General features: G+C 71.6%; 17 protein-coding genes. 7 read left to right on the top strand and 10 right to left on the bottom strand.

Annotation, left to right across the window (positions count from 1 at the left end):
* Window positions 1–761: 761 nt before the first annotated feature.
* The 3 genes from ACIP8W_RS13500 to ACIP8W_RS13510 form a co-directional block, all read right to left on the bottom strand.
* Window positions 762–2,546, bottom strand: a complete 1,785-nt coding sequence (locus tag ACIP8W_RS13500) for a phosphatidylglycerol lysyltransferase domain-containing protein (RefSeq protein WP_401954225.1) — start codon at window positions 2,544–2,546, stop codon at window positions 762–764.
* A 234-nt stretch (window positions 2,547–2,780) separates the two neighbouring features.
* Window positions 2,781–3,899 carry a nicotinate-nucleotide--dimethylbenzimidazole phosphoribosyltransferase gene (cobT, locus tag ACIP8W_RS13505; protein WP_401954223.1) on the bottom strand — a complete coding sequence of 373 codons (1,119 nt, stop codon included), beginning with the start codon at window positions 3,897–3,899 and terminating at the stop codon, window positions 2,781–2,783.
* 28 nt (window positions 3,900–3,927) lie between these two features.
* Window positions 3,928–5,127: a bifunctional adenosylcobinamide kinase/adenosylcobinamide-phosphate guanylyltransferase gene (locus ACIP8W_RS13510; RefSeq protein ID WP_402203005.1), complete on the bottom strand. Its 1,200-nt coding sequence runs from the start codon at window positions 5,125–5,127 to the stop codon at window positions 3,928–3,930.
* Window positions 5,128–5,220: 93 nt separating this feature from the next.
* Between ACIP8W_RS13510 and ACIP8W_RS13515 the strand changes: the two genes are divergently transcribed.
* Window positions 5,221–5,430, top strand: a complete 210-nt coding sequence (locus ACIP8W_RS13515) for a hypothetical protein (RefSeq protein WP_401954218.1) — start codon at window positions 5,221–5,223, stop codon at window positions 5,428–5,430.
* Window positions 5,431–5,538: 108 nt separating this feature from the next.
* Here ACIP8W_RS13515 and ACIP8W_RS13520 read toward each other — a convergent pair whose 3' ends face one another.
* The 4 genes from ACIP8W_RS13520 to ACIP8W_RS13535 form a co-directional block, all read right to left on the bottom strand.
* The gene (locus tag ACIP8W_RS13520) at window positions 5,539–6,621 is read right to left on the bottom strand and encodes a S1C family serine protease (protein ID WP_401954215.1); all 1,083 of its coding nucleotides are present in this window, start codon (window positions 6,619–6,621) and stop codon (window positions 5,539–5,541) included.
* A gap of 51 nt (window positions 6,622–6,672) precedes the next feature.
* Window positions 6,673–8,490, bottom strand: a complete 1,818-nt coding sequence (locus ACIP8W_RS13525) for an ABC transporter ATP-binding protein (RefSeq protein ID WP_401954213.1) — start codon at window positions 8,488–8,490, stop codon at window positions 6,673–6,675.
* 63 nt (window positions 8,491–8,553) lie between these two features.
* A complete protein-coding gene (locus ACIP8W_RS13530) occupies window positions 8,554–9,264 on the bottom strand; it encodes a class I SAM-dependent methyltransferase (RefSeq protein ID WP_401954210.1) in 711 nt (236 codons plus the stop codon).
* A gap of 83 nt (window positions 9,265–9,347) precedes the next feature.
* Window positions 9,348–9,941 carry a DUF3043 domain-containing protein gene (locus tag ACIP8W_RS13535; protein WP_401954207.1) on the bottom strand — a complete coding sequence of 198 codons (594 nt, stop codon included), beginning with the start codon at window positions 9,939–9,941 and terminating at the stop codon, window positions 9,348–9,350.
* A 268-nt stretch (window positions 9,942–10,209) separates the two neighbouring features.
* Here ACIP8W_RS13535 and ACIP8W_RS13540 point away from each other — a divergent pair, with 268 nt between their 5' ends.
* The 5 genes from ACIP8W_RS13540 to ACIP8W_RS13560 all read left to right on the top strand — a co-directional run bounded on the left by ACIP8W_RS13540 (window position 10,210) and on the right by ACIP8W_RS13560 (window position 16,828).
* The gene (locus ACIP8W_RS13540; protein ID WP_401954205.1) at window positions 10,210–10,986 is read left to right on the top strand and encodes a PspA/IM30 family protein; all 777 of its coding nucleotides are present in this window, start codon (window positions 10,210–10,212) and stop codon (window positions 10,984–10,986) included.
* 9 nt (window positions 10,987–10,995) lie between these two features.
* The gene (locus ACIP8W_RS13545; RefSeq protein WP_401954202.1) at window positions 10,996–11,283 is read left to right on the top strand and encodes a hypothetical protein; all 288 of its coding nucleotides are present in this window, start codon (window positions 10,996–10,998) and stop codon (window positions 11,281–11,283) included.
* A gap of 148 nt (window positions 11,284–11,431) precedes the next feature.
* Entirely contained in the window at window positions 11,432–12,697 is a 1,266-nt protein-coding gene (locus ACIP8W_RS13550; RefSeq protein ID WP_401954200.1) for a sensor histidine kinase, read from the top strand.
* On the top strand, window positions 12,694–13,377 hold the full coding sequence (locus tag ACIP8W_RS13555; protein WP_401954198.1) for a response regulator: 684 nt from the start codon (window positions 12,694–12,696) through the stop codon (window positions 13,375–13,377). Before ACIP8W_RS13550 ends, ACIP8W_RS13555 begins: the two co-directional genes overlap by 4 nt.
* 298 nt (window positions 13,378–13,675) lie before the next feature.
* Window positions 13,676–16,828 (top strand): efflux RND transporter permease subunit, encoded by a 3,153-nt coding sequence (locus ACIP8W_RS13560; protein ID WP_402203009.1) that lies wholly within the window; start codon window positions 13,676–13,678, stop codon window positions 16,826–16,828.
* A 78-nt stretch (window positions 16,829–16,906) separates the two neighbouring features.
* Here the strand turns inward: ACIP8W_RS13560 and ACIP8W_RS13565 are convergent, their stop codons facing one another.
* Both ACIP8W_RS13565 and ACIP8W_RS13570 read right to left on the bottom strand, forming a co-directional pair.
* Window positions 16,907–17,548, bottom strand: a complete 642-nt coding sequence (locus ACIP8W_RS13565; RefSeq protein WP_401954193.1) for a hypothetical protein — start codon at window positions 17,546–17,548, stop codon at window positions 16,907–16,909.
* A 123-nt stretch (window positions 17,549–17,671) separates the two neighbouring features.
* Window positions 17,672–18,364: a hypothetical protein gene (locus ACIP8W_RS13570; RefSeq protein ID WP_401954191.1), complete on the bottom strand. Its 693-nt coding sequence runs from the start codon at window positions 18,362–18,364 to the stop codon at window positions 17,672–17,674.
* Window positions 18,365–18,856: 492 nt separating this feature from the next.
* On the opposite strand from ACIP8W_RS13570, the gene ACIP8W_RS13575 reads away from it, so the two are divergent.
* The gene (locus ACIP8W_RS13575; RefSeq protein ID WP_402203011.1) at window positions 18,857–19,171 is read left to right on the top strand and encodes a deoxyxylulose-5-phosphate synthase; all 315 of its coding nucleotides are present in this window, start codon (window positions 18,857–18,859) and stop codon (window positions 19,169–19,171) included.
* 575 nt (window positions 19,172–19,746) lie between these two features.
* Here the strand turns inward: ACIP8W_RS13575 and nadA are convergent.
* Entirely contained in the window at window positions 19,747–20,931 is a 1,185-nt protein-coding gene (gene nadA / locus ACIP8W_RS13580; protein WP_402149821.1) for a quinolinate synthase NadA, read from the bottom strand.
* Window positions 20,932–20,976 lie beyond the last annotated feature (45 nt).

Below are 20,976 nucleotides of genomic sequence, written 5' to 3' on the forward strand. Positions count from 1 at the left end.
GGCCACCCCGACCGCAGCCAGCGCCGCCAGATGCTCCCGGCCCGCCAGATTGTCCTTGACGACGCACTCGGCGATCAGCGCGGCGACCAGCACCGCGCCCGTCCACCGCGCGCGGTAGCGCCAGCACAGGAAGAGCCCCAGCCCCACCACGGCCGCCGAGGGCCCGGTGTCGACGATCCGAGCGTCCGACGCGGGCAGCCCGAGGAACGCGTCCGGGCCCAGCGCGATCCCGACGCGCGCGTACAGCGTCCCGGCCAGCGTCGCCATGTACGCGATCAGCAGCGTCCGCCGCCGCCCCAGACAGATCTCCGCCAGCCCGAACACCACCAGGATCTGCGCCAGCGCGCCCCACACCGGAAGGTCCAGCGCCGGTACGAACAGGGACAGCGGGGTACGCAGCAGGGCCGCCCAGAGCGGATCCTCGGCCCGCACCGCGCCGATGGCCGTCACCGGGCCGTACCCCCAGCTCTGGTTCTGTACGAGGTGGAGCAGCGCGGTCAGGGCCACGGCGGCCAGGGTCAGGGGCGCCGCCGTCCACCCGCGCGCCGCCAGCCCCCGCCGTACCGTCGGACACAGCTCCCCCCACTCCCGGCGCGCGAACCGGCGTACGGAACGGCGTATGGACCGGCGTACGGAAGCCCCGCGCGCCCCCACGGCCCCGCGCGCCCCCACGGCCCCGCGCGCCCCCACGGCCCCGCGCGCCCCCACGGCCCTGCGCGCCCCCGAGGATCCGCGCGCCCGTCCGCCCTCGTCCCCACCCGTCACCGGCGGCTCTCCAGTCGTCTCCGGTGCAGCCAGCCCGGCAGCCCGGGGGCCTCCAGGAAGCCTTCCGCGCGGCCCGCCGCCACCCCGATGCGCAGCAGGTCGGCGCTCTTCTCGAAGAGCATGAAGCGCGGCTCCCAGATCGGCCGGTACTTCGCGTTGGCGCGGTACAGCGACTCGATCTGCCACCAGCGCGAGAAGAAGCTGAGCAGCGAACGCCACAGTCGCAGCACCGGCCCCGCGCCCAGCTTCGCGCCGCGCTCGAAGACCGACCGGAACATCGCGAAGTTGAGCGAGACCTGGACGATCCCGACCTCCCCGGCGTGCTGGAGGAGTTCGATGACCATGAACTCCATCAGCCCGTTCTCGCTGTCCCGGTCACGGCGCATCAGATCGAGCGACAGCCCTTCGGGACCCCACGGCACGAAGCTCAGCACCGCCCTCAGGACGCCGTCGCCGTCATGGCATTCGAGCATCACGCAGCGGCCGTCGTCCGGGTCGCCGAGCCGGCCCAGGGCCATCGAGAAGCCGCGTTCGGTCGCGCCGTCGCGCCAGTCGTCGGCCCGGCGCAGCAGCTCGGCCATCTCCTCGGCGGGGATGTCCTCGTGGCGCCGGACCGTGACCCGGTACCCGGCGCGCGCGACCCGGTTGTACGCCTGGCGCACGGTCCGCATCGCGCGCCCCTCCAGGGTGAATTCGGCGGTCTCCACGATCGCCTCGTCGCCCAGCTCCAGCGCGTTCATCCCATGCCGGGCGTAGACCGTGCCCGCCTCCTCGCTCGTGCCCATCACGGCGGGGATCCAGCCGTGCTCCCGGGCCTCGGCGAGCCAGGCGTCGATCGCGCCGGGCCAGGCCTCCGGGTCGCCGATCGGGTCGCCGGACGCGAGCGAGACCCCGCCGACCACGCGGTAGGTGACGGCGGACTTCCCGGACGGCGACCACATGACGCTCTTCTCGCGGCGCAGCGCGAAGTACCCGAGCGAGTCGCGGTCGCCGTACTTGTCCAGCAGCACCCGCAGCCGCGTCTCGTCGTCCTCCGTCAGCGGGTCGACGATCCGGCGCGAGCGGAAGGCCGCGTACACCACGGCGAGGAGCAGCAGCGTCGACAGGACGTTGATCGACACATTGACCCAGCCGGGGGTGGAGATCCCGGGGAAGGCGTCGGTGTCGGTCAGCGAGACCAGCCGCGAGGTGCCGTACCGCCAGCGGTCGGTGAACGTACCGCCGTGGCCGGTGTTGGTGACGGTGACCAGCAGCGCGGCCAGCAGCGAGGCGGTCAGCCCGCCGACGAGCGCGACGGCCACCGCCAGCTTCGGGTTGGAGCGGTCGCCCTTGGCGTAGAACTCGCGCCGCCCCAGCAGCAGCGAGAGCACGAACGCGGCCGTCAGGAAGAGCGAGACCCAGTTCTGGGTGTACGCCCTCTCCTCGGAGAAGGTCATCGCGAAGACGAACAGCAGCAGGAAGAGCGACGAGAGCACCATGTTGAGGATCCAGGCCGCACGTTTGCGTCGGCGCATGGTGATCGCGAGGAAGAGGGTGAAGACCCCGGAGGCGAAACCCGCGGTGAGCAGGTACGGGGTGAAGAAGTTAGCGGTGTTGTGTCGCCGCAGATCCTGGCCGAAGGAGACCCAGACGGCGCTCAGGAAGTTGATGAAGGTGATGGCGCGCAGGTACCAGATGGCGAACGCGGCGGCGCGCTGTGAACGGACCCTGCCCCGGGCGGGGCCCGTGGCGGGCGGGGTGTTCCGGCTCGATCGATCGGCAGACAACTGAACTTCTCCCATGAAACGTGATGATATGGGGCATCACGCTCCGTACTGGGTGATGCGACTGCCCCGGGGTCGGCCGCATCCGATGCCTTGGACCGACCGGCACAGGGGGAGCGGCGTCACGGGGTTGGATGCGCGCGGCTGCGGCGTTGTCGTCCCTCACCATGGCTCCGCCATGCCTCGGTCCTCCGCCGTGCGGCCACACGCACCCAGCTCCGCTCCTTCTCCCCCCTCATGTGCCGGTCGGTCCTACTCGGTGATGGTCACCGCGTCCTGAGCCCCGGCCCCGGTGGGCTCCGCGGACTCCTCGGCGGTGTCGGGTCCGGGCCGCTCGGGAAGCTCCGCGGCGAGTGCGGCGGCGGCCTGTACGAGCGGGAGCGCGAGCAGCGCCCCGGATCCCTCGCCTACAGAGACGCCCTGATCGAGCAATGGGTTCAGTGCCATTCGGTCCAGTGCCTTCGCCTGCGCGGGCTCCCCGCTCAGCTGCCCGGCCAGCCACCAGTCGGGGGCGCGGAACGCGGCCCGCTGCCCGACCAGCGCGCAGGCCGCCGAGACCACCCCGTCCAGGATCACCGGCATCCGCCGTACCGCGCTCTGGAGCAGGAACCCGGTCGTCGCGGCCAGATCCGCGCCGCCCACCGTCGCCAGCAGCTCCAGCTGGTCGCCGAGGACCGGCCGCGCCCGGCGCAGCGCGTCCCGGACCGCCGCGCACTTGCGCATCCACGCCAGGTCGTCGATGCCCGCCCCGCCGCGCCCGGTGACCACCGAGGCGTCCGTGCCGCACAGCGCGGCGATCAGGGTGGCCGCGCTGGTCGTCCCGCCGACGCTCAGATCGCCGAGGACGACGAGGTCCGTCCCCGAGTCCGCCTCCTCGTCCGCGATGGCCATGCCGAGGCGTACGGCCATCTCGGCCTCCACCGGCGTCAGCGCGTCCTCGATGTCGATCCGCCCGCTGCCCCGGCGCACCCGGTGGCGTACCACCTCGTCGGGCAGCAGCGCCGGGTCGCAGTCCAGCCCGGCGTCCACGATCCGCACCGGCACCTGGGCCCGCCGGGCCAGGACCGCGATCGGGCTCCCGCCCTCCAGGACCGCCCGCACCAGCAGATGCGCGCCGCCCGCCGGGCGCCCCGACACGCCGAGCCGGGCCACCCCGTGATCCCCGGCGAAGAGCACCACGCGCGGCTGCCGGACGGCCTTCACCGGTACGGAGCCCTGGGCGGCGGCCAGCCACTCGGCCAGCTCGTCCAGCCGCCCGAGCGCCCCCGGCGGCACGGTCAGCCGCTCCCGGCGTTCCTCGGCTTCGCGCCGGACCCCGCTGTCGGGGCGCTCGATCAGATCGGAGAAGTCGTCGAGATTAAGCGAACTCATCCGGCGACAGTACCGCCCCGGCGCCCGCTCACCGAAGCCGCACCGGCTGCCCCGCGACCACCAGCAGCACCTGCTCGCACTCGGCCGCCACCGCCGCGTTCAGCCGCCCCAGTTCGTCCCGGAAGCGGCGTCCGGACGCCGTCGCGGGGACCACTCCGCCGCCCACCTCGTTGGTCACGGCGACGACCGTGCGCCGGGTCTCCCGTACGGCGCGCACCAGCTCCCCGGTCCGCTCGCGCAGGGCCTTCGCGCCGTCGCGGTACCAGGCGTCGTCGTCCCACGCGGCCACCCGGTCCATCGCGTCCGTCAGCCACAGCGACAGGCAGTCGATCAGCAGCGGGGGCCCGTCCCGGCCGAGCAGCGGCACCAGCTCGCAGGTCTCCACGGTGCGCCAGGAGGCCGGGCGCCGGTCGCGGTGCAGCCGGACCCGGGCGGCCCACTCCGCGTCGCCCTCACGGCCGCCGCCCGTCGCCACGTACACCACCCCGGGGAACGAGGTCAGCCGCCGCTCGGCCTCCCAGGACTTGCCGGACCGCGCCCCGCCCGTCACCAGCGTGCGCCGGGGCACTTCCGGTACGGGGTGGTACGCGCCCACCGTCAGGGTCGTCCCGTCCGGGACGGCCCGCGCACCCGCCGCCGCGAGCCTGCGGTCGAGTTCGTCGCCGGGCGGGACGTCGTGGTCGAGATGGACGGCGATCAGCTCGGTCGCGGGCCCGATCGCCCCGGTCGCCCGCAGCCGCGCCACCGCGTCGGGCCGGCCGGTGATATCCGCGACGACCATGTCGTACGGGGCGTCGGCGACCGCGGACACCCCGGCGGGCGCGCCGCCCGGCGGCAGGTACAGCAGCCGTTCGCCACCGGACGCGGTGACCTCGTACCCCGTGCCCGGCGCGTCCATCGGCACGGCCCGCACCCGGTGCCCGCCGAGCAGCGTCAGCACCCGGCCGTCCGCGACGCGCCCCGCCGCGGGCAGCCCGGCGGGCAGTTCCACGGCGGGCCCGTCGTGCGGATGGGTGAGCAGGACCTGCCGCACCCCGCCCGGCGAACGGCCGGCGCGGGCGGCGGCGAACGCGGCCCCGGGCGTCAGATCCAGCAGCAGTACGCCGTCCACCAGCAGCGCGGTGGCGGCACGGGCCCACTCCCCGCGGGCGGTCGCGCAGGCGGCGCAGGGGCAGTGGGGGCGGGGGAGTCCGGCGGGGGCTCCGGTGCCGAGCAGAGTCAGTTCCACGAGGATGATCCTCCCGCGTCACCGCTCAGGGTGCGCGCCCGGCTACGCTGCGGGCAGGAAATCGATCGGTTCCGTGGTATCCGGGAGGCGCACATGGCGTGGACGTGGCGGTTCGAGAAGGCCGACGGTACGGAGGTCGAACCGGCGGTGGAGCCGGAGGAGTTCACCACACAGGGCGACGCGGAGTCCTGGGTCGGCGAGGAATGGAAGGCCCTCCTGACCGGCGGCGCCGACCAGGTCGTCCTCTTCGAGGACGGCAGCCGGATCTACGGCCCGATGAGCCTGCGGGCCGACGAGTCCTGACCGGCCGGAACGACGAGGCGCCCGCGCCCCCGGAACACCGGGGTGCGGGCGCTTTCCCACGCCCGCGGTCCGCGTCCGTAGTACGGGCCCGCATCTCGTAGTACGTGCCTACATCTCGCCCAGCGTGACCTCCACCGTCTTCGCCGTACCGCCGCGCGTGTAGGTGACCTTCACCTTCTGGCCGGGCTTGTCCGAGGCCAGCGCCTCGGAGAGGGAGGCGATCGTCGTCACCGGGGTGTCGTCGACGCGGGTGATGATGTCCTCCGCCCGGATGCCCGCGGCGGCCGCCGCGCCGCCCTTGGTGGTGGCGACGACCGCGACCCCGGCGGGGCGGAACCCGGCGTCGAGGACGGTGCGGCCGGTGATGCCGAGGGCGGCCCGGCCGGAGTCGGTGACCTTGCCGTACCGGATGATCTGGTCGGCGACGGTCTTCACCATCGACGCGGGGATCGCGAAGCCGATGCCGGGCGCGGCGCCGCCGCCCAGCTGCTGGTCGGTGGCGGCGAGGGTGGGGATGCCGATCACCTCGCTGTCGAGGTTGACCAGGGCGCCCCCGCTGTTGCCCGGGTTGATCGCGGCGGAGGTCTGGACCATGTTGGGGATGGTCGCCCCGGTGCCGCCGTCCGTCGAGCCCTCGCTGACGGTCCGGCCCACGGCCGAGACGATGCCCTGGGTGACGCTGCCGGAGAGCCCCAGCGGCGACCCCATGGCCAGGACGATCTGGCCGACCGCGACCTTCGAACTGTCGCCGAACTTCGCGGCCTTCAGCCCCGGCGGCAGCTGGTCGAGCTTGATCACGGCGAGATCCTGCTCAGGGAAGCTGGAGACCAGCCGCGCGTTCAGCGGCTGCTCGCTGTTGGCCACGGTGACCGAGAACGACCGCCGCCCGTCGACCACATGGGCGTTGGTGACGATATGGCCCCGGTCGTCGTAGGCGATGCCCGAGCCCAGACTGTTCCCGGACTCGATCTGGACGACGGACGGCAGTACGTCCTTGATCACGGCCTCGTAGTGGCTCTGGAGCTCGTCGCCGCTGCGCCGCTCCACCGCCGCCCGCGTCATGACGTCGGCGTCCGGGGCGCCCGGGGCCGTACCCGAGCCGGAGCAGCCCGCGAGCGCGACCGCGCAGGCCGAGGCGGTCAGGGCGAGGGGGATCCGGTGCCGGGCGCGGCGGCGAGAGGAAGCGTTCATGCCCGGATTATCCCGTTCGTCCTCCGGGGGGTGCCTGCGGTACGCCGCCGATCAGGGGGTACGGGGCACGGGCACCGGGGCGTCCGACGCCGCCAGGAACTGGGTCGCCGCCAGCTCCCCGTACAGCGGATCGGCCGCCACCAGCTCGTCGTGGGTGCCCACCGCCCGTACCCGGCCCGCGTCCATCACCACGATCCGGTCCGCGAGCGTCACCGTCGACAGCCGGTGCGCCACCACCAGCACCGTCACCTCCCGGGAGACCTCCGCCACCACGTCCCGCAGCGCCAGCTCGTTGACCGCGTCCAGCTGGGAGGTCGCCTCGTCCAGGAGCAGCAGCCGGGGCCCGCGCAGCAGCGCCCGCGCGATGGCCACCCGCTGCCGCTCGCCGCCCGACAGCTTGGAGCCGCGATGGCCGACGAGCGTCTCCAGACCGTCCGGGAGCCGCTCCACCAACTGGTCCAGCCTCGCCCGTACGAGAACCTCGCGTATCGCCTCCTCGGAGGCGTCCGGCGCGGCGAAGAGCAGGTTCTCACGGAGCGTCCCGGCCAGCACGGGAGAATCCTGCTCGACATAGCCGATCGTGGCGCGCAGCTCGGCGAGCGGCCAGTCGCGGACATCCCGCCCGTCGACCAGGATCCGGCCGCCGCTCGCCTCGTAGAACCGCTCCACCAGCCCGAAGACAGTGGTCTTGCCCGCGCCCGAGGGGCCGACGAAGGCCGTCATCCCCGGTCCCGGCACCTCGAAGGTGACGCCGTGATGGACGTACGGAAGATCGTCGCGGTAGCGGAAGGTGACGTCCTCGAAGGCGACGGAGGCGGGCGCCCGCTCCCCGCCGAAGACCGGCGCCACGGGCTCCAGCGTCTCCGTCTCCAGCCGCTCCGCCTCCACGAGCCGTGCGACCGCCGCCGACCCCACCTGGTACTGCGAGACGGCGTCCACCAGCTTCGACACCGGGTCGATCAGATAGAACAGGAACAGCAGGAACGCGACGAGCGTCGATACGGAGATGGCGCCCGAGGCCACCCGCGCCCCGCCGACCCCCAGCACCGCCAGGAACGACACCTGCACGGCCAGCCCCACCGACGACCCGGCGATCGTCCGCCACTTCGCCGCCTTGACCCCGCTCCGCCACGCCTCCCGGGCCGCCGCCTCGACCACGGCGGTCTCCCGCTCCTCGGCGCCGGACGCCTTGACCGTACGGAACGCGCCGAAGACCCGCTCCAGCACGGCGGACATCCGCCCCACCGACTCCTGCGAGCGCTTGGTCGCCTCGGCGATCCTCGGCATCACCAGCGCGACCGCGCCGCCGATCACCACGATCACCACGAGGGTCACCCCCAGCAGCACCGCGTCCATCAGCCCCATCAGCACGATCGTCGCCAGGAACGCCAGGCTGCCGGTGCCCGCCGACACGATCGACTGGGTCGTGACCGCGCGCAGCAGGGTGGTGTCCGAGGTGATCCGGGACATCAGATCGCCCGGCTGGGTCCGCTCCACCTCGGGGAGCCGCAGCCGCAGCAGCCGGCCGATCAGGGTGCGGCGGGCGGCCAGCACGACGGACTCGGCGGTCCGCTCCAGCAGATACGAACCGGCCGCCTCGATGGCCGTACCGAGCACCACCAGACCGGTGAGCAGCAGCAGGATCCCGGTGATCGAACCGTTCCCGCCGAGCCGGTCGACCAGTTCCTTGGCGGCGAGCGGCTGAGCCAGCCCGCCGACGGCGCCGAGCAGCGACAGCAGCGCGCCGAGGGCGACGATCCGCCGGTGCGGCCGGACGTGCCGGTACAGCGCCTGCCAGGTCTCCCGGGCGGTCGGCGCGGCGGTCCCGGCGCTCCCGTCGATCGTCGTACCGTCGGCTGCGGTGCTCACGTCCCGGCTCACTCCCGTACGGACGCGGAACCGCGCCCCGCGCCTGTCCCGGCGACCGCCGACTCAGCCACGGACCCCGCACAGATGCAGCAGCGCCGCCACCCTGCGGTACGGCTCGGTGCGCCCCGCCCGGTCCTCGGCGGCCAGCAGCCGGTCCAGCTCCCCGTCGCCGGGCGGCAGCGCGTCATCGGCGGCGCCGTCGGTGAAGACCCGCACGCCGTACCAGGCACGCAGCGGCGCGGCGATCCCCGCCAGCGTCGCGGTCAGCTCCTCCAGCCGGTCGGCGCGGGCCCGCAGCCCCAGCCGGTTGGTGTACGTGTCCGCCTCGAAGGCGTCCAGGGCCCCCGCCCAGTCCCCGGCCAGCCCCGGCCGCATGGCCAGCGTGTCACCGTTGCGCACGAGCAGGGACAGCAGACCGCCCGGCGCCAGCATCCTGGCCAGCCCCGCGAGCAGAGCGTCCGGCTCGTTGACGTACATCAGCACGCCGTGGCACAGGACGACGTCGAAGCTGCCGGGGAGGAAGTGCACCCCGGTCTCCAGCCCGTCGCCCTCGACCAGGGTGACGCGCTCCTGTATGCCCGCGGGCTCGGTCGCGAAGGTCTCGCGGGCCGTGGCCAGCATCCCGGCGTCGGACTCCAGGCCGGTCACGGTGTGCCCGGCGCGGGCCAGCCGCAGCGCCTGGGTGCCCTGTCCCATGCCGACGTCGAGCACCCGCAGCCGCTGCCCGACCGGGAAGCGGGCGGTGATCTGCTCGTCGATCTGGCGCGCCACCATCTCCTGGCGTACGACATTGCGGAGCCCGCCGAGCCCGGCGAGCCAGCTCGCCGAGGCTCCCGCGAAGCCGGGGATCTCAGCGCTCAGGGCCGCTCTCCGCGCTTGACCTGCGGCTTGGGCAGCCGCAGACGGCGCATCTGGAGCGTGCGCATCAGACCGTAGGCCACGGCACCCCGCTTGGGGGTGTCCGGAAAGCGCTCGTTGAGCTGCTTCCTCAGGCGGAACGAGAGACCGATCGAGTCGACGATGATCAGCACGATCACACCGAGCCACAGCAACAGCGCGATGTTCTGCAACGCGCCGACCCTGACCATGCTGAGCACCAGGATCACCACCGCGAGCGGCAGGAAGAACTCGGCGATGGCGAACCGGGAGTCCACGAAATCGCGGACGAACCGGCGCACCGGGCCCTTGTCACGGACGGGCAGATAGCGCTCGTCACCATTGGCGAGCGCCTCGCGCTGCCTGGCCAGATCCACGCGGCGCGCCTCGCGCTGGCGCTTCATGGCCGTCTTGCGGTCGGTCGGCGTCGTGGAGGCGCGGCGTCGCTGCGACTCGGCCTCACTGCGCTTCGGGGTCGGGCGGCCCTTGGGGGCCTGCGGGTCGCGGGGCGTGGAGAGGTCCGGCGTCACCTGGGTGGCGGCGGCCTTCTCTTCCTTGGAGCGGCTTCGGAACACAAAACCCAAGGGTACGGGTTGCCGTGGTGGGACCCCACCCCCATGGGGAACGATCCCGCAACGCCCTGCGTCTGGTATATGACGCGGCTCCGCGACGACCGTCTACTCCTTGCGCCCGATCCGGGAGCGGAGCAGTCGTCCTTGGGGAGGAGCGCATCCGCGCCGGAACAGTGCGGTAATGGAGGCAGGGCCCGTACTGTGGGTTCTGTTGGAGTGCTGTAAGCCGGTGTCCGTCAGAAGGGGGCGCGCGAAGCCCATGAGCGGTGTCATGAAGCGTATGGGGATGATCTTCCGCGCGAAAGCCAACAAGGCCCTTGACCGGGCCGAGGATCCGCGCGAGACCCTTGATTACTCGTATCAGAAGCAGCTCGAACTGCTCCAGAAGGTACGCCGCGGGGTCGCCGATGTGGCGACCTCCCGCAAGCGTCTGGAGCTGCAGCTGAACCAGTTGCAGGGCCAGTCGTCCAAGCTGGAGGACCAGGGCCGCAAGGCGCTGGCGCTCGGCCGCGAGGACCTGGCCCGCGAGGCGCTGTCGCGGCGCGCCTCGCTCCAGCAGCAGGTCACCGACCTGGAGACGCAGCATCAGACGCTCCAGGGCGAGGAGGAGAAGCTCACGCTCGCCGCGCAGCGCCTCCAGGCCAAGGTGGACGCCTTCCGTACGAAGAAGGAGACCATCAAGGCCACCTACACCGCCGCCCAGGCGCAGACCCGGATCGGGGAGGCGTTCTCGGGCATCTCCGAGGAGATGGGCGACGTCGGCCTGGCGATCCAGCGCGCGGAGGACAAGACCGCGCAGCTCCAGGCCCGTGCGGGCGCCATCGACGAGCTGCTGGCCTCCGGCGCCCTGGACGACCAGTCCGGGATGGCGAAGGACGACATCGCCGCCGAGCTGGACCGGATCTCCGGCGGTACGGACGTCGAGCTGGAGCTCCAGCGGATGAAGGCGGAGCTGGCGGGCGGTTCGTCGAAGCAGGCGATCGAAGGCGGCGCGGCCGGCGCGACCCCGCAGGACACACCCACCACCAACAAGTTCGACAAACAGTAGGGGCTCGTCATGATCGTACGGATCATGGGGGAGGGCCAGCTGAAGCTGGCCGACAGCCACTTCGACGAGCTGAACAAGCTCGACGACGAGTTGCTGACCGAGGTCAGGAGCGGTGACGGGGACGGCTTCCGCCGTACCTTCCACGCGCTGCTGGCCAAGGTCCGCGAGCTGGGCGAGCCGCTCGCCGACGACACCCTGGAGCCGTCCGAGCTGATCCTCCCGGCCCCCGGCGCGACCCTGGAAGAGGTCCGCGAGCTGCTGGACGACAGCGACGACGGCCTGATCCCGGGATCCTGACGACCACCCCGGTCGTCCGTACGTCCCGACATCCGGTGCCCCCCGCACCCCGGCCACCGCGCGCCCCCGTCCCGCCGCCCCACCGGGCGCGGGAACGGGGGCGCGGCTCCACGGGCCCTGATCCGAAGGCCCTGGGAGGCGCACCCACATGACCGCCCCGGACACCGCGTTCACCCGTGCGCGGCGGTGGGCGCACGCGCACTGGCTCGCGGCGGACGGTGTCCTGGCCGCCGCCCTGCTCGCCGCCATGGTCTTCACGTCGTTGACCGGCCACGGCGGCCCGAACGGCCCCACCTTCGGCACCCGCACCCCCAGCGTCCTCACCGTCGTGTTCATGGTGGCCGCCGCCACCGCGCTGGTCTTCCGGCGCCGCGCCCCCCGGAGCGTCCTGCTGTGCACCGGCGGGCTCACCCTGGGCCAGCTCTTCGCCGGCCACCCGGCCGCCCCCGTCCTCATGACCACCGTCGTCGCGCTCTACACCGTCGCCTCGCGCACGGACCGCCCCACCACCTGGCGGGTCGGCTTCGCCACCATGGCCGTGCTCAGCGCGGTCGCCCTGGGCTTCGGCCCCGGGCCCTGGTACGCCCAGGAGAACCTGGGGGTCTTCGCCTGGACGGGCATGGCGAGCGCCGCCGGTGACGCCGTCCGCAGCCGCCGCGCCTTCATCGGCGCGATACGGGAGCGCGCGGAACGCGCCGAGCGCACCCGCGAGGAGGAGGCGCGCCGGCGCGTCGCCGAGGAACGCCTGCGCATCGCCCGCGATCTGCACGATGTCGTCGCGCACCACATCGCCCTGGTCAATGTCCAGGCGGGCGTCGCCTCCCACGTCATGGACAGACGCCCCGACCAGGCGAAGGAGGCGCTCGCGCAGGTACGGGCGGCCAGCCGCTCCGCGCTCGGCGAACTGCGCGCCACCGTCGGGCTGCTCCGCCAGTCCGGCGACCCGGCGGCCCCCACCGAACCGGCCCCCGGCCTCGCCCACCTCGACGCCCTGCTCGACACCTTCCGCAACGCCGGGCTGCCCGTGGAGTTCGTGAGGAACGGCGAGGCCCACCGCACCGCCCTCCCCGCCGCCGTCGACCTCGCCGCGTACCGGATCATCCAGGAGGCCCTGACCAATGTCCGCAAGCACGCGGGCCCGGCGGCGAAGGCCGAGGTCAGCGTCGTACGTATCGGATCCACCGTCGAGATCACGGTGCTGGACGACGGCGGCTCCACCGCGGACGGCACGGCCGCGCCCGACAGCGGCGGCCACGGGCTGATCGGCATGCGCGAGCGCGTCACCGCCCTGGGCGGCACCCTCACCGCGGCCCCCCGCTATGGCGGCGGCTTCCGCACCCAGGCGATACTGCCGGTACGGGACCTGCCGGGGGAATCAGGGCCGGGGGACTCAGGGGGGACGGAGAACCGATGACGATCAGGGTGCTGCTCGCCGACGACCAGGCACTGCTGCGCAGCGCGTTCCGGGTGCTGGTGGACTCCGAGCCCGACATGGAGGTCGTCGGCGAGGCCGCCGACGGCGCCGAGGCCGTCGCGCTGGCCCGCTCGACCCGCCCCGATGTCGTCCTGATGGACATCAGGATGCCCGGTACGGACGGGCTGACCGCCACCCGTACGATCAGCGCGGACCCGGCGCTCGCCGGGGTCCATGTCGTCATGCTGACCACCTTCGAGGTCGACGAGTACGTACTCCAGTCGCTGCGCGCCGGGGCCTCCGGCTTCCTCGGCAAGGGCGCCGAGCCCGAAGAGCTGCTGGACGCCATCCGGATCGCCGCCGCGGGCGACGCGTTGCTCTCGCCCGCCGCCACCAAGGGGCTGATCGCCACCTTCCTCGCCCAGGACGACCGCGCCGCCCGCGCGGCCCGTCCCGTCCACGCCGAGCGGCTGGCGGCGCTCACCGTGCGCGAGCGCGAGGTCCTCGTCCTGGTCGCGGGCGGCCACTCCAACGACGAGATCGGGGAGCGCCTCGCGGTCAGCCCGCTGACGGTCAAGACCCATGTGAACCGGGCCATGGCCAAACTCGGCGTCCGGGACCGCGCCCAACTCGTGGTCACCGCGTACGAATCGGGTCTGGTCCGTCCAAGGGTGGAGTGAGAACACCCCCTCGACTACTCCAGCTGCGGTATGCGGCGGATAAAGAAAAGGGACTCAGGGCTTACGGATCCGGCCCGCGCGGGGGCGATCGTATAGAGGGGGCCGAAACCCCCGGTGAGAGGGGCGCCCCCGATGAAGGGGGCGGATCCCCGACCGCACCAGGGGCGAGCCTCCCGCTGTCGACAGGCCGGTCAGCGAGGACCGCCCGTGGACGGACGCCCGGAGACCGGGGCGCCGCGCCCACCTGCCGCGTACACCCAGAAGCCTGCCGCGTACACCACAGAAGAGAGACAACCCCATGTCCTGGCTGTCCAGATTCAGCCTCGCGCAACGGGCCCTCACAGGGCTGATGTCGATCATCGCGATCGTCTTCGGGGCGATAGCGATACCGCAGCTCAAGCAGCAGCTGCTGCCCTCCATCGAACTCCCGATGGTGTCGGTGATCGCCCCTTACCAGGGCGCCTCCCCCGATGTGGTCGAGAAGCAGGTCGTCGAACCGCTGGAGAACTCCCTCAAGGCCGTCGACGGAATCAAGGGCGTCACCTCCACGGCAGCCGAGGGCAGCGCCGTCATCATGGCGAGTTTCGACTTCGGGGACGAGGGCACCAAGCAGCTCGTCGCCGATGTCCAGCAGGCCGTGAACCGCGCCCGCGCCCAGCTTCCCACCGGGGTCGACCCGCAGGTCGTGGCCGGCTCGACGGACGACATCCCGACCGTCGTCCTCGCCGTCACCTCCGACAAGGACCAGCAGGCGCTGGCCGATCAGCTCGACCGTACGGTCGTCCCCGCGCTCCAGAACATCACGGGCGTCGGCCAGGTCACCGTCGACGGCGTACGCGACCTCCAGGTCACCGTCACCCCGGACGACCGGAAGCTCGCGGCGGCGGGTCTCAACGCCATGACGCTCTCCGAGGCGATCAGGGCGGGCGGCGCCACCATGCCCGCCGGTTCGTTCTCCGAGGACGGCAAGAGCCGTACGGTCCAGGTCGGCGGCGGCTACACCTCGCTGCAGCAGATCGAGGACCTGCGGATCCCACCCCAGGCCGGGGCGGCCGGACCGGACGCGGCGCCCGAGCCCGTACGGCTCGGTGACATCGCCACCGTCGAGCAGAAGCAGTCCGCCGCGACCTCCCTGACCCGGACCGATGGCAGGCCCAGCCTCGCCGTCTCGGTCACCATGGACCAGGACGGCAGCGCCGTCTCCATCTCCGACGCGGTCAAGGACAGGCTCCCCGGCCTCCGCAAGGACCTCGGCGCGGGCGCCACCCTCACCGTCATCAGCGACCAGGGCCCCGCCGTCTCCCAGTCGATCTCCGGACTCACCACCGAGGGAGCGCTCGGCCTGCTCTTCGCGGTCGTCGTGATCCTGGTCTTCCTGGCCTCGATCCGCTCCACGATCGTCACGGCGGTCTCCATCCCGCTCTCCATCGTCCTGGCGCTGATCGTGCTGTGGACGCGTGACCTGTCGCTCAACATGCTCACCCTCGGCGCGCTGACCATCGCGATCGGCCGCGTCGTCGACGACTCGATCGTCGTCCTGGAGAACATCAAACGCCACCTCGGCTACGGCGAGGAGCGCGAGAGCGCCATCCTGACCGGGGTCAAGGAGGTCGCGGGCGCGATCACCGCCTCCACCCTCACCACCGTCGCGGTGTTCCTGCCGATCGGTCTCGTGGGCGGCATGGTCGGCCAGCTGTTCAGCTCGTTCTCGCTGACCGTCACCGCCGCGCTGCTCGCCTCCCTGCTCGTCTCGCTGACGGTCGTCCCGGTCCTCTCGTACTGGTTCCTGCGGGCGCCGAAGGAGACCGCCGGGGTCGACGCCGGGGAGGCGCGCCGGCTGGCGGAGGAGAAGGAGACCAGCAGCAGGCTCCAGCAGCTGTACGTCCCGGTGCTCCGGTTCGCGACCCGGCGCCGTCTCATGAGCCTGGCCCTCGCGGCCGTCGTCCTGCTCGCCACCTTCGGGATGGTGCCGTTCCTCAAGACCAACTTCTTCGACCAGGGCACGCAGGACGTCCTGTCCATCAAGCAGAAGCTGGAGCCGGGCACCAGCCTGGAGACGGCCGACGCCGCGGCGAAGAAGGTCGAGAAGGTCCTCTCCGCCACCGACGGCGTCAAGGACTACCAGGTCACCATCGGCTCCTCCGGCTTCATGGCGGCCTTCGGCGGCGGCACGGGCGCCAATCAGGCGTCGTACCAGGTCACCCTGGAGGACTCCGGGAAGTACGCCACGGCGCAGAAGCACATCGAGAGCGAGCTGGCCAAGCTCGACGGCATCGGCCGGACGACGGTCGCGGCGGGCGACGGCTTCGGCAGCCAGGACCTGAGCGTCGTGGTCAAGTCCGCCGACGCGGGCACCCTCCGCAAGGCCGCCGACCAGGTCCAGGACGCCGTCAGGAAGCTGGACGACGTCACGGACGTACAGAGCGACCTGTCGCAGTCCGTCCCGCGTATCTCCGTCAAGGCCGACGCCAGGGCCGCCGACGCCGGATTCAACGACACGACGCTCGGCCTCGCCGTCGCCCAGGCGGTACGCGGCACGACCTCCGGCACGGCGATGCTCGGCGACACCGAGCGCGATGTCGTCGTCACCTCCGCCGAGCCCGCCACCACGATCGCCGAGCTGAAGAACCTGCCGCTGGGCGCGGTGAGGCTCGGGCAGATCGCGGACGTGAAGCTCGAACCGGGTCCGGTCTCCATGACCCGCATCGACGGCTCCCGCGCGGCCACCATCACCGCCCGGCCGACCAGCGACAACACGGGCGCGGTCACCACCGCGTTGCAGACGAGGATCGACGCGCTCAAGCTCCCGGACGGCGCGACCGCCACCATCGGCGGTGTCTCCGAGGACCAGAACGACGCGTTCGCCCAGCTCGGCCTGGCCATGCTGGCCGCCATCGCGATCGTCTTCATGCTCCTCGTCGCGACGTTCCGCTCGCTGATCCAGCCGCTGATCCTGCTCGTCTCGGTGCCGTTCGCGGCGACCGGCGCGGTCGGGCTGCTGCTGATCACCGGTACGCCGATGGGGGTCCCCGCGATGATCGGCATGCTGATGCTGATCGGCATCGTGGTCACCAACGCGATCGTGCTGATCGACCTGATCAACCAGTACCGCGCCCAGGGCTACGGCATCGTCGAAGCGGTCGTCGAGGGCGGCAGGCACCGGCTCCGCCCGATCCTGATGACCGCCCTGGCGACCATCTTCGCCCTGATCCCGATGGCGCTGGGTGTCACCGGCCACGGCGGCTTCATCGGCCAGCCGCTCGCCGTCGTCGTGATCGGCGGTCTGACGACCTCGACGGTGCTGACGCTGCTCCTGGTCCCGACGCTGTACGCGATGGTCGAACTCCGCAAGGAACGCCGCGCCGCCAAGAAGGCCGCCGAGCGCGAGGCCACCGGGGCCCCGGAGCCGGCCCCGGCCACCGAGCCGGACCAGGAGCCGGTCAACGCGTAACCACCGCACCACAGAACGCCCCGGTGCGGACCGGATCCACGGTCCGCACCGGGGCGTTCGGGGTGGCCCGGCGGGTTGTCACCGACCGGCAGGCAGCTTCGCGGTGAGGGACTGGGCCATCCGGACCACCTTGTCGTCCGAGGCCGCGGACGGCGTCGCCGGGGTGTCCGCCGTGGTCGCGAAGGTCAGTACCCAGGACCGGGTTCCCGTGTTCCACACGACGAAGGTGAGGTGCTGCCCCGCCTGGATCTGATACGCGGTCTCCCGGAAGCCCTGCGTGCCCAGACCGCTCACCGGGTCGACCCGCACGTCGCGCATCCCGGCCGAGGCGGGGTCCGCGCTCAGGCTGTGGGCGGCGGCCAGTTCGGCGTCGTAGGCGCGGGTGGCCGGGGTGAGGGCCAGCGTCGCCGTTCCGTCGGGGGCGGTGTAATTGCAGACGTCCGGGGCTTCACCCTTGTCGGGGCTGACCCGCGCCACGGGCCGGGCGTCGGCGATGAGCTGCTCGGCGACGCCCGTGGTCAGGACGGTGCACAGCTCGGACGGCGGCAGCGTCTTCACCGAAGGGCTGGGGCTGGGGCTGGGAGCGGCGGCAGGGGCGGTGGTGGCCTCGGCGGTCGGCTGCGCGGCGGGGGCTGTGGAGTCGCAGGCGGTCAGCAGACCGAGGACGATCACCGCGATCGAACCGGCGGCGGCAGCACGGAGGGAACGGCGCACCATCATGGGATCAGGTCCTGTTGGTCGGTGAATTCGGGAAGCGGGTGCGAGCCGAAAGGCACCCCGCGGGCCGGCGGGGTGCCTTTCGGCGCATGGTCATGACCGGACGGGGGTCATGGCCGGACGGGGTCAGCCCTGGACGTTGTACGTTCCCCAGTCGTTGACGCGCAGGTTGGTGGTCCAGCTGCCCCACTGCTCATTGGGGTACCAGTCGTACCGGAACGCCTTGCCGTTCGGGTTCGAGGGGCTGACCAGGCAGGTCTTGCCGTTGGCCTTGTAGATGCCCTTGTAGACGCCCTGCGTCCAGCGACGTTCCACGACCTGGATGGGCTGGGCGGACTGGCCCGGCTTCAGGTTGACCGTGAAGGTGAACGAGGTGGTGGTGGAGCCGTTGCGCCCGTAAGAGGGGGTGAGGCTGCCGAGATCCGAGCCGAAGAAGTTCGGGACCTTGATGCTCAGACCGGCCGACCACTGCCAGCCCGTCGTCTGCGACTTCTGCCAGGCGTAGGAGCAGCTGGGCACGTTCGTGGGGCACTTGAACGTGTCACCCCGCCACACCCAGTCCTGCCAGGTGTTGCCGGCCTGCTGTGTGCCCACAGCTGTAGTCTTGTCGTCGGTCGACCAGTTGCCGGCCATGTCGTGCGGAGAGTTCTCCGGGTTCTGCAGGCACACGTTGCTGGCCGCGGAGGCCACGCCGGGCGACGCGAGGACTACCAGCGGGGTCAGTGCCAGCGTCGCCAATCCGATCCACTTGCGATTGATCGGGCTCTTCCGTGCGGACACGGAACTCCCGCTGCGGCGCGCCTCACTGTTGATCGCCACTCTTGTTCTCCTCATGTGTCTTCGGCGCCATCGGGCCGAATCAAGTGAACTGATCCAGAGGACGCGATCGTCGGCGGACCCATGCGCCTGAGTGCGCTTGAGCGGCTTCGTGAACGTTCCCCTGTTGCGTAGACGCCGGCAGCGTGGGCCCGGCGTCTGATCACTGAGATTCGTCGACGAGGAGTTGTTTTGGCACCCTTCCCCCAGGGGGAATCAATTGCTGACCTGGGTCTGCGGCGTCGTTCATCTGCTCGTTACCGTTCCGTCGATTGCCTGTCGCGCGACGGGGAGTCCAGGTATCCGGCGTTCGGGGACATAAATATGTGTGATGTCACTTCAGCGTCAAAGCGTACATATCTACGCAGCTGCTGAGGTACCGGCCGCGGGGCGTCCAAAGGATCCGTATCCCTCTCCATAGCCCCCTCCCGGGCATCATGGGCTCCGCGGAAACTCCTTTGCATCGGTCACGCGGTCCTGTCCAGACTGTCCGGCATGCCGCATGGGAAGACCGCATGGGTCTGCCTGCCCTGCAGGGCCTCGTACAAACAGTGGTACGACAAGGGCCGTCCCCGAGTCTGCCCGCGCTGCGCGGGCGACCTGATCCACGCGGGATCGGCCTTCGCCCCGCCCCGTCGCCGGGACGCCGCCTGGCGCGCCCTCTCGATCCTGCTGAACGCGGGCGTGGGCTTCCACAAAACCTGCCGCGGCGGCCCCGGCTGCCGCCCCCGCACCATGCGCGAGATACGCCAACGCATACGCCACGCGGGACGCACGGGCACTCCTTTGGCGAGAGCGCTGGGGTGCTGAGGCGGGCGCGCCATGCCGTGCGCGATAGGGGGCGGGTGAATTTCGGGCGCGACGCACAGGAGTTCGAAAATTTCCGGCCGAGTTCGGTGGAAGATTCTCCGGGCGGCATTGCGTGGCGGGTTGGCATACTGCGTATGCTGTTGCCCTTTCGGTGCGTGTGCCATTCGTCCAATATTGCCGCTCGCGCACCTCGGGGTGAGCGCTGCGGAACGTATGGCTGTCCGAAAGGCGCTGTATTGAGGCGTCCGTGGTTCATGTAGAACGGAACCGCAAAGTCGCTGTACGAGAGGGGTGCGGGCGGTTCGTGGCCCGGCGTCGGGGTGGTGGCCGACGGCGGGATCGGCTCAGGGCGGGCCTGCCGACTCCGGTCGCTCGATAATCGAAAAGTGCAGTGATCCACCGTAATTCACAAGGCGGGGCGACTTTCCGACGGGGGATTCCCTTTGGTCGGTGTTGCCTCGGTGCGGGTGCTGTCGCCTTGTGCGGGCCCGGCCATCCGAAGGGGGCGGCGGTTTTTCAGGTCTGCCGCCCCTTTCGGGGCCGAACGGAAATCGAATTATCGCGGTCCGGGCCGGTTACGGAAGCGCCAGCATCCGTTCCAGGGCCAGTTGTGCGTAGTCCGCCGTCTCCTTGTCGACCCGGATGACGTTGACCTCGTTGCCCTCGGCCAGCGACTCCAGCGTCCACACCAGGTGCGGCAGGTCGATGCGGTTCATCGTGGAGCAGAAGCAGACCGTCCTGTCGAGGAAGACGATCTCCTTGCCCTCGGGGGCGAAACGGTTCGCCAGGCGCTGGACGAGGTTCAGCTCCGTACCGATCGCCCACTTCGAGCCGGCCGGGGCCGCCTCCAGGGCCTTGATGATGTACTCCGTCGAGCCGACGTGGTCCGCCGCCGCCACGACCTCGTTCTTGCACTCGGGGTGCACCAGGACGTTGACGCCCGGGATCCGCTCCCGTACGTCGCGTACGGAGTCCAGCGAGAAGCGCCCGTGGACCGAGCAGTGGCCGCGCCAGAGGATCATCTTGGCGTCGCGCAGCTCGTCCCGGGTGAGGCCGCCGTTCGGTTTGTGCGGGTTGTAGAGGACGCAGTCGTCGAGCGACATCCCCAGATCCCGGACCGCGGTGTTCCGCCCGAGGTGCTGGTCGGGGAGGAAGAGCACCTGCTCGCCCTGCTCGAAGGCCCAGGTCAGGGCGCGCTCGGCGTTCGAGGAGGTGCAGATCGTGCCGCCGTGCTTGCCGGTGAAGGCCTTGATGTCGGCGGAGGAGTTCATATACGAGACGGGCACGACCCGCTTGGCTGTACCGGCCTCGGTCAGCACGTCCCAGCACTCCGCGACCTGCTCGGCGGTGGCCATGTCGGCCATGGAACAGCCCGCCGCCAGGTCGGGGAGGACGACCTTCTGGTCGTCGGTGGTGAGGATGTCCGCGGACTCCGCCATGAAGTGCACACCGCAGAAGACGATGTACTCCGCCGCGGGTCGCGCCGCCGCGTCCTTGGCCAGCTTGAAGGAGTCGCCGGTCACATCCGCGAACTGGATGACCTCGTCGCGCTGGTAGTGGTGGCCGAGGACGAAGACCTTGTCCCCGAGCTTCTCCTTCGCGGCGCGCGCACGCTCCACCAGATCCGGATCCGAGGGGGACGGCAGGTCGCCGGGGCACTCCACGCCGCGCTCGCTGCGCGGATCGGCCCCACGACCGAGGAGCAGCAGGGCGAGGGGGGTCGGCTGGACATCGAGGTCCACGGTCTGGGTGGTGGTCACGGCGCGCACCTTTTCTTCTCGGCGGACGAAGGACGAGCCTTTTCG

The sequence above is a fragment of the Streptomyces sp. NPDC088554 genome (genome assembly GCF_044752945.1).
Lineage (GTDB): Bacteria > Actinomycetota > Actinomycetes > Streptomycetales > Streptomycetaceae > Streptomyces.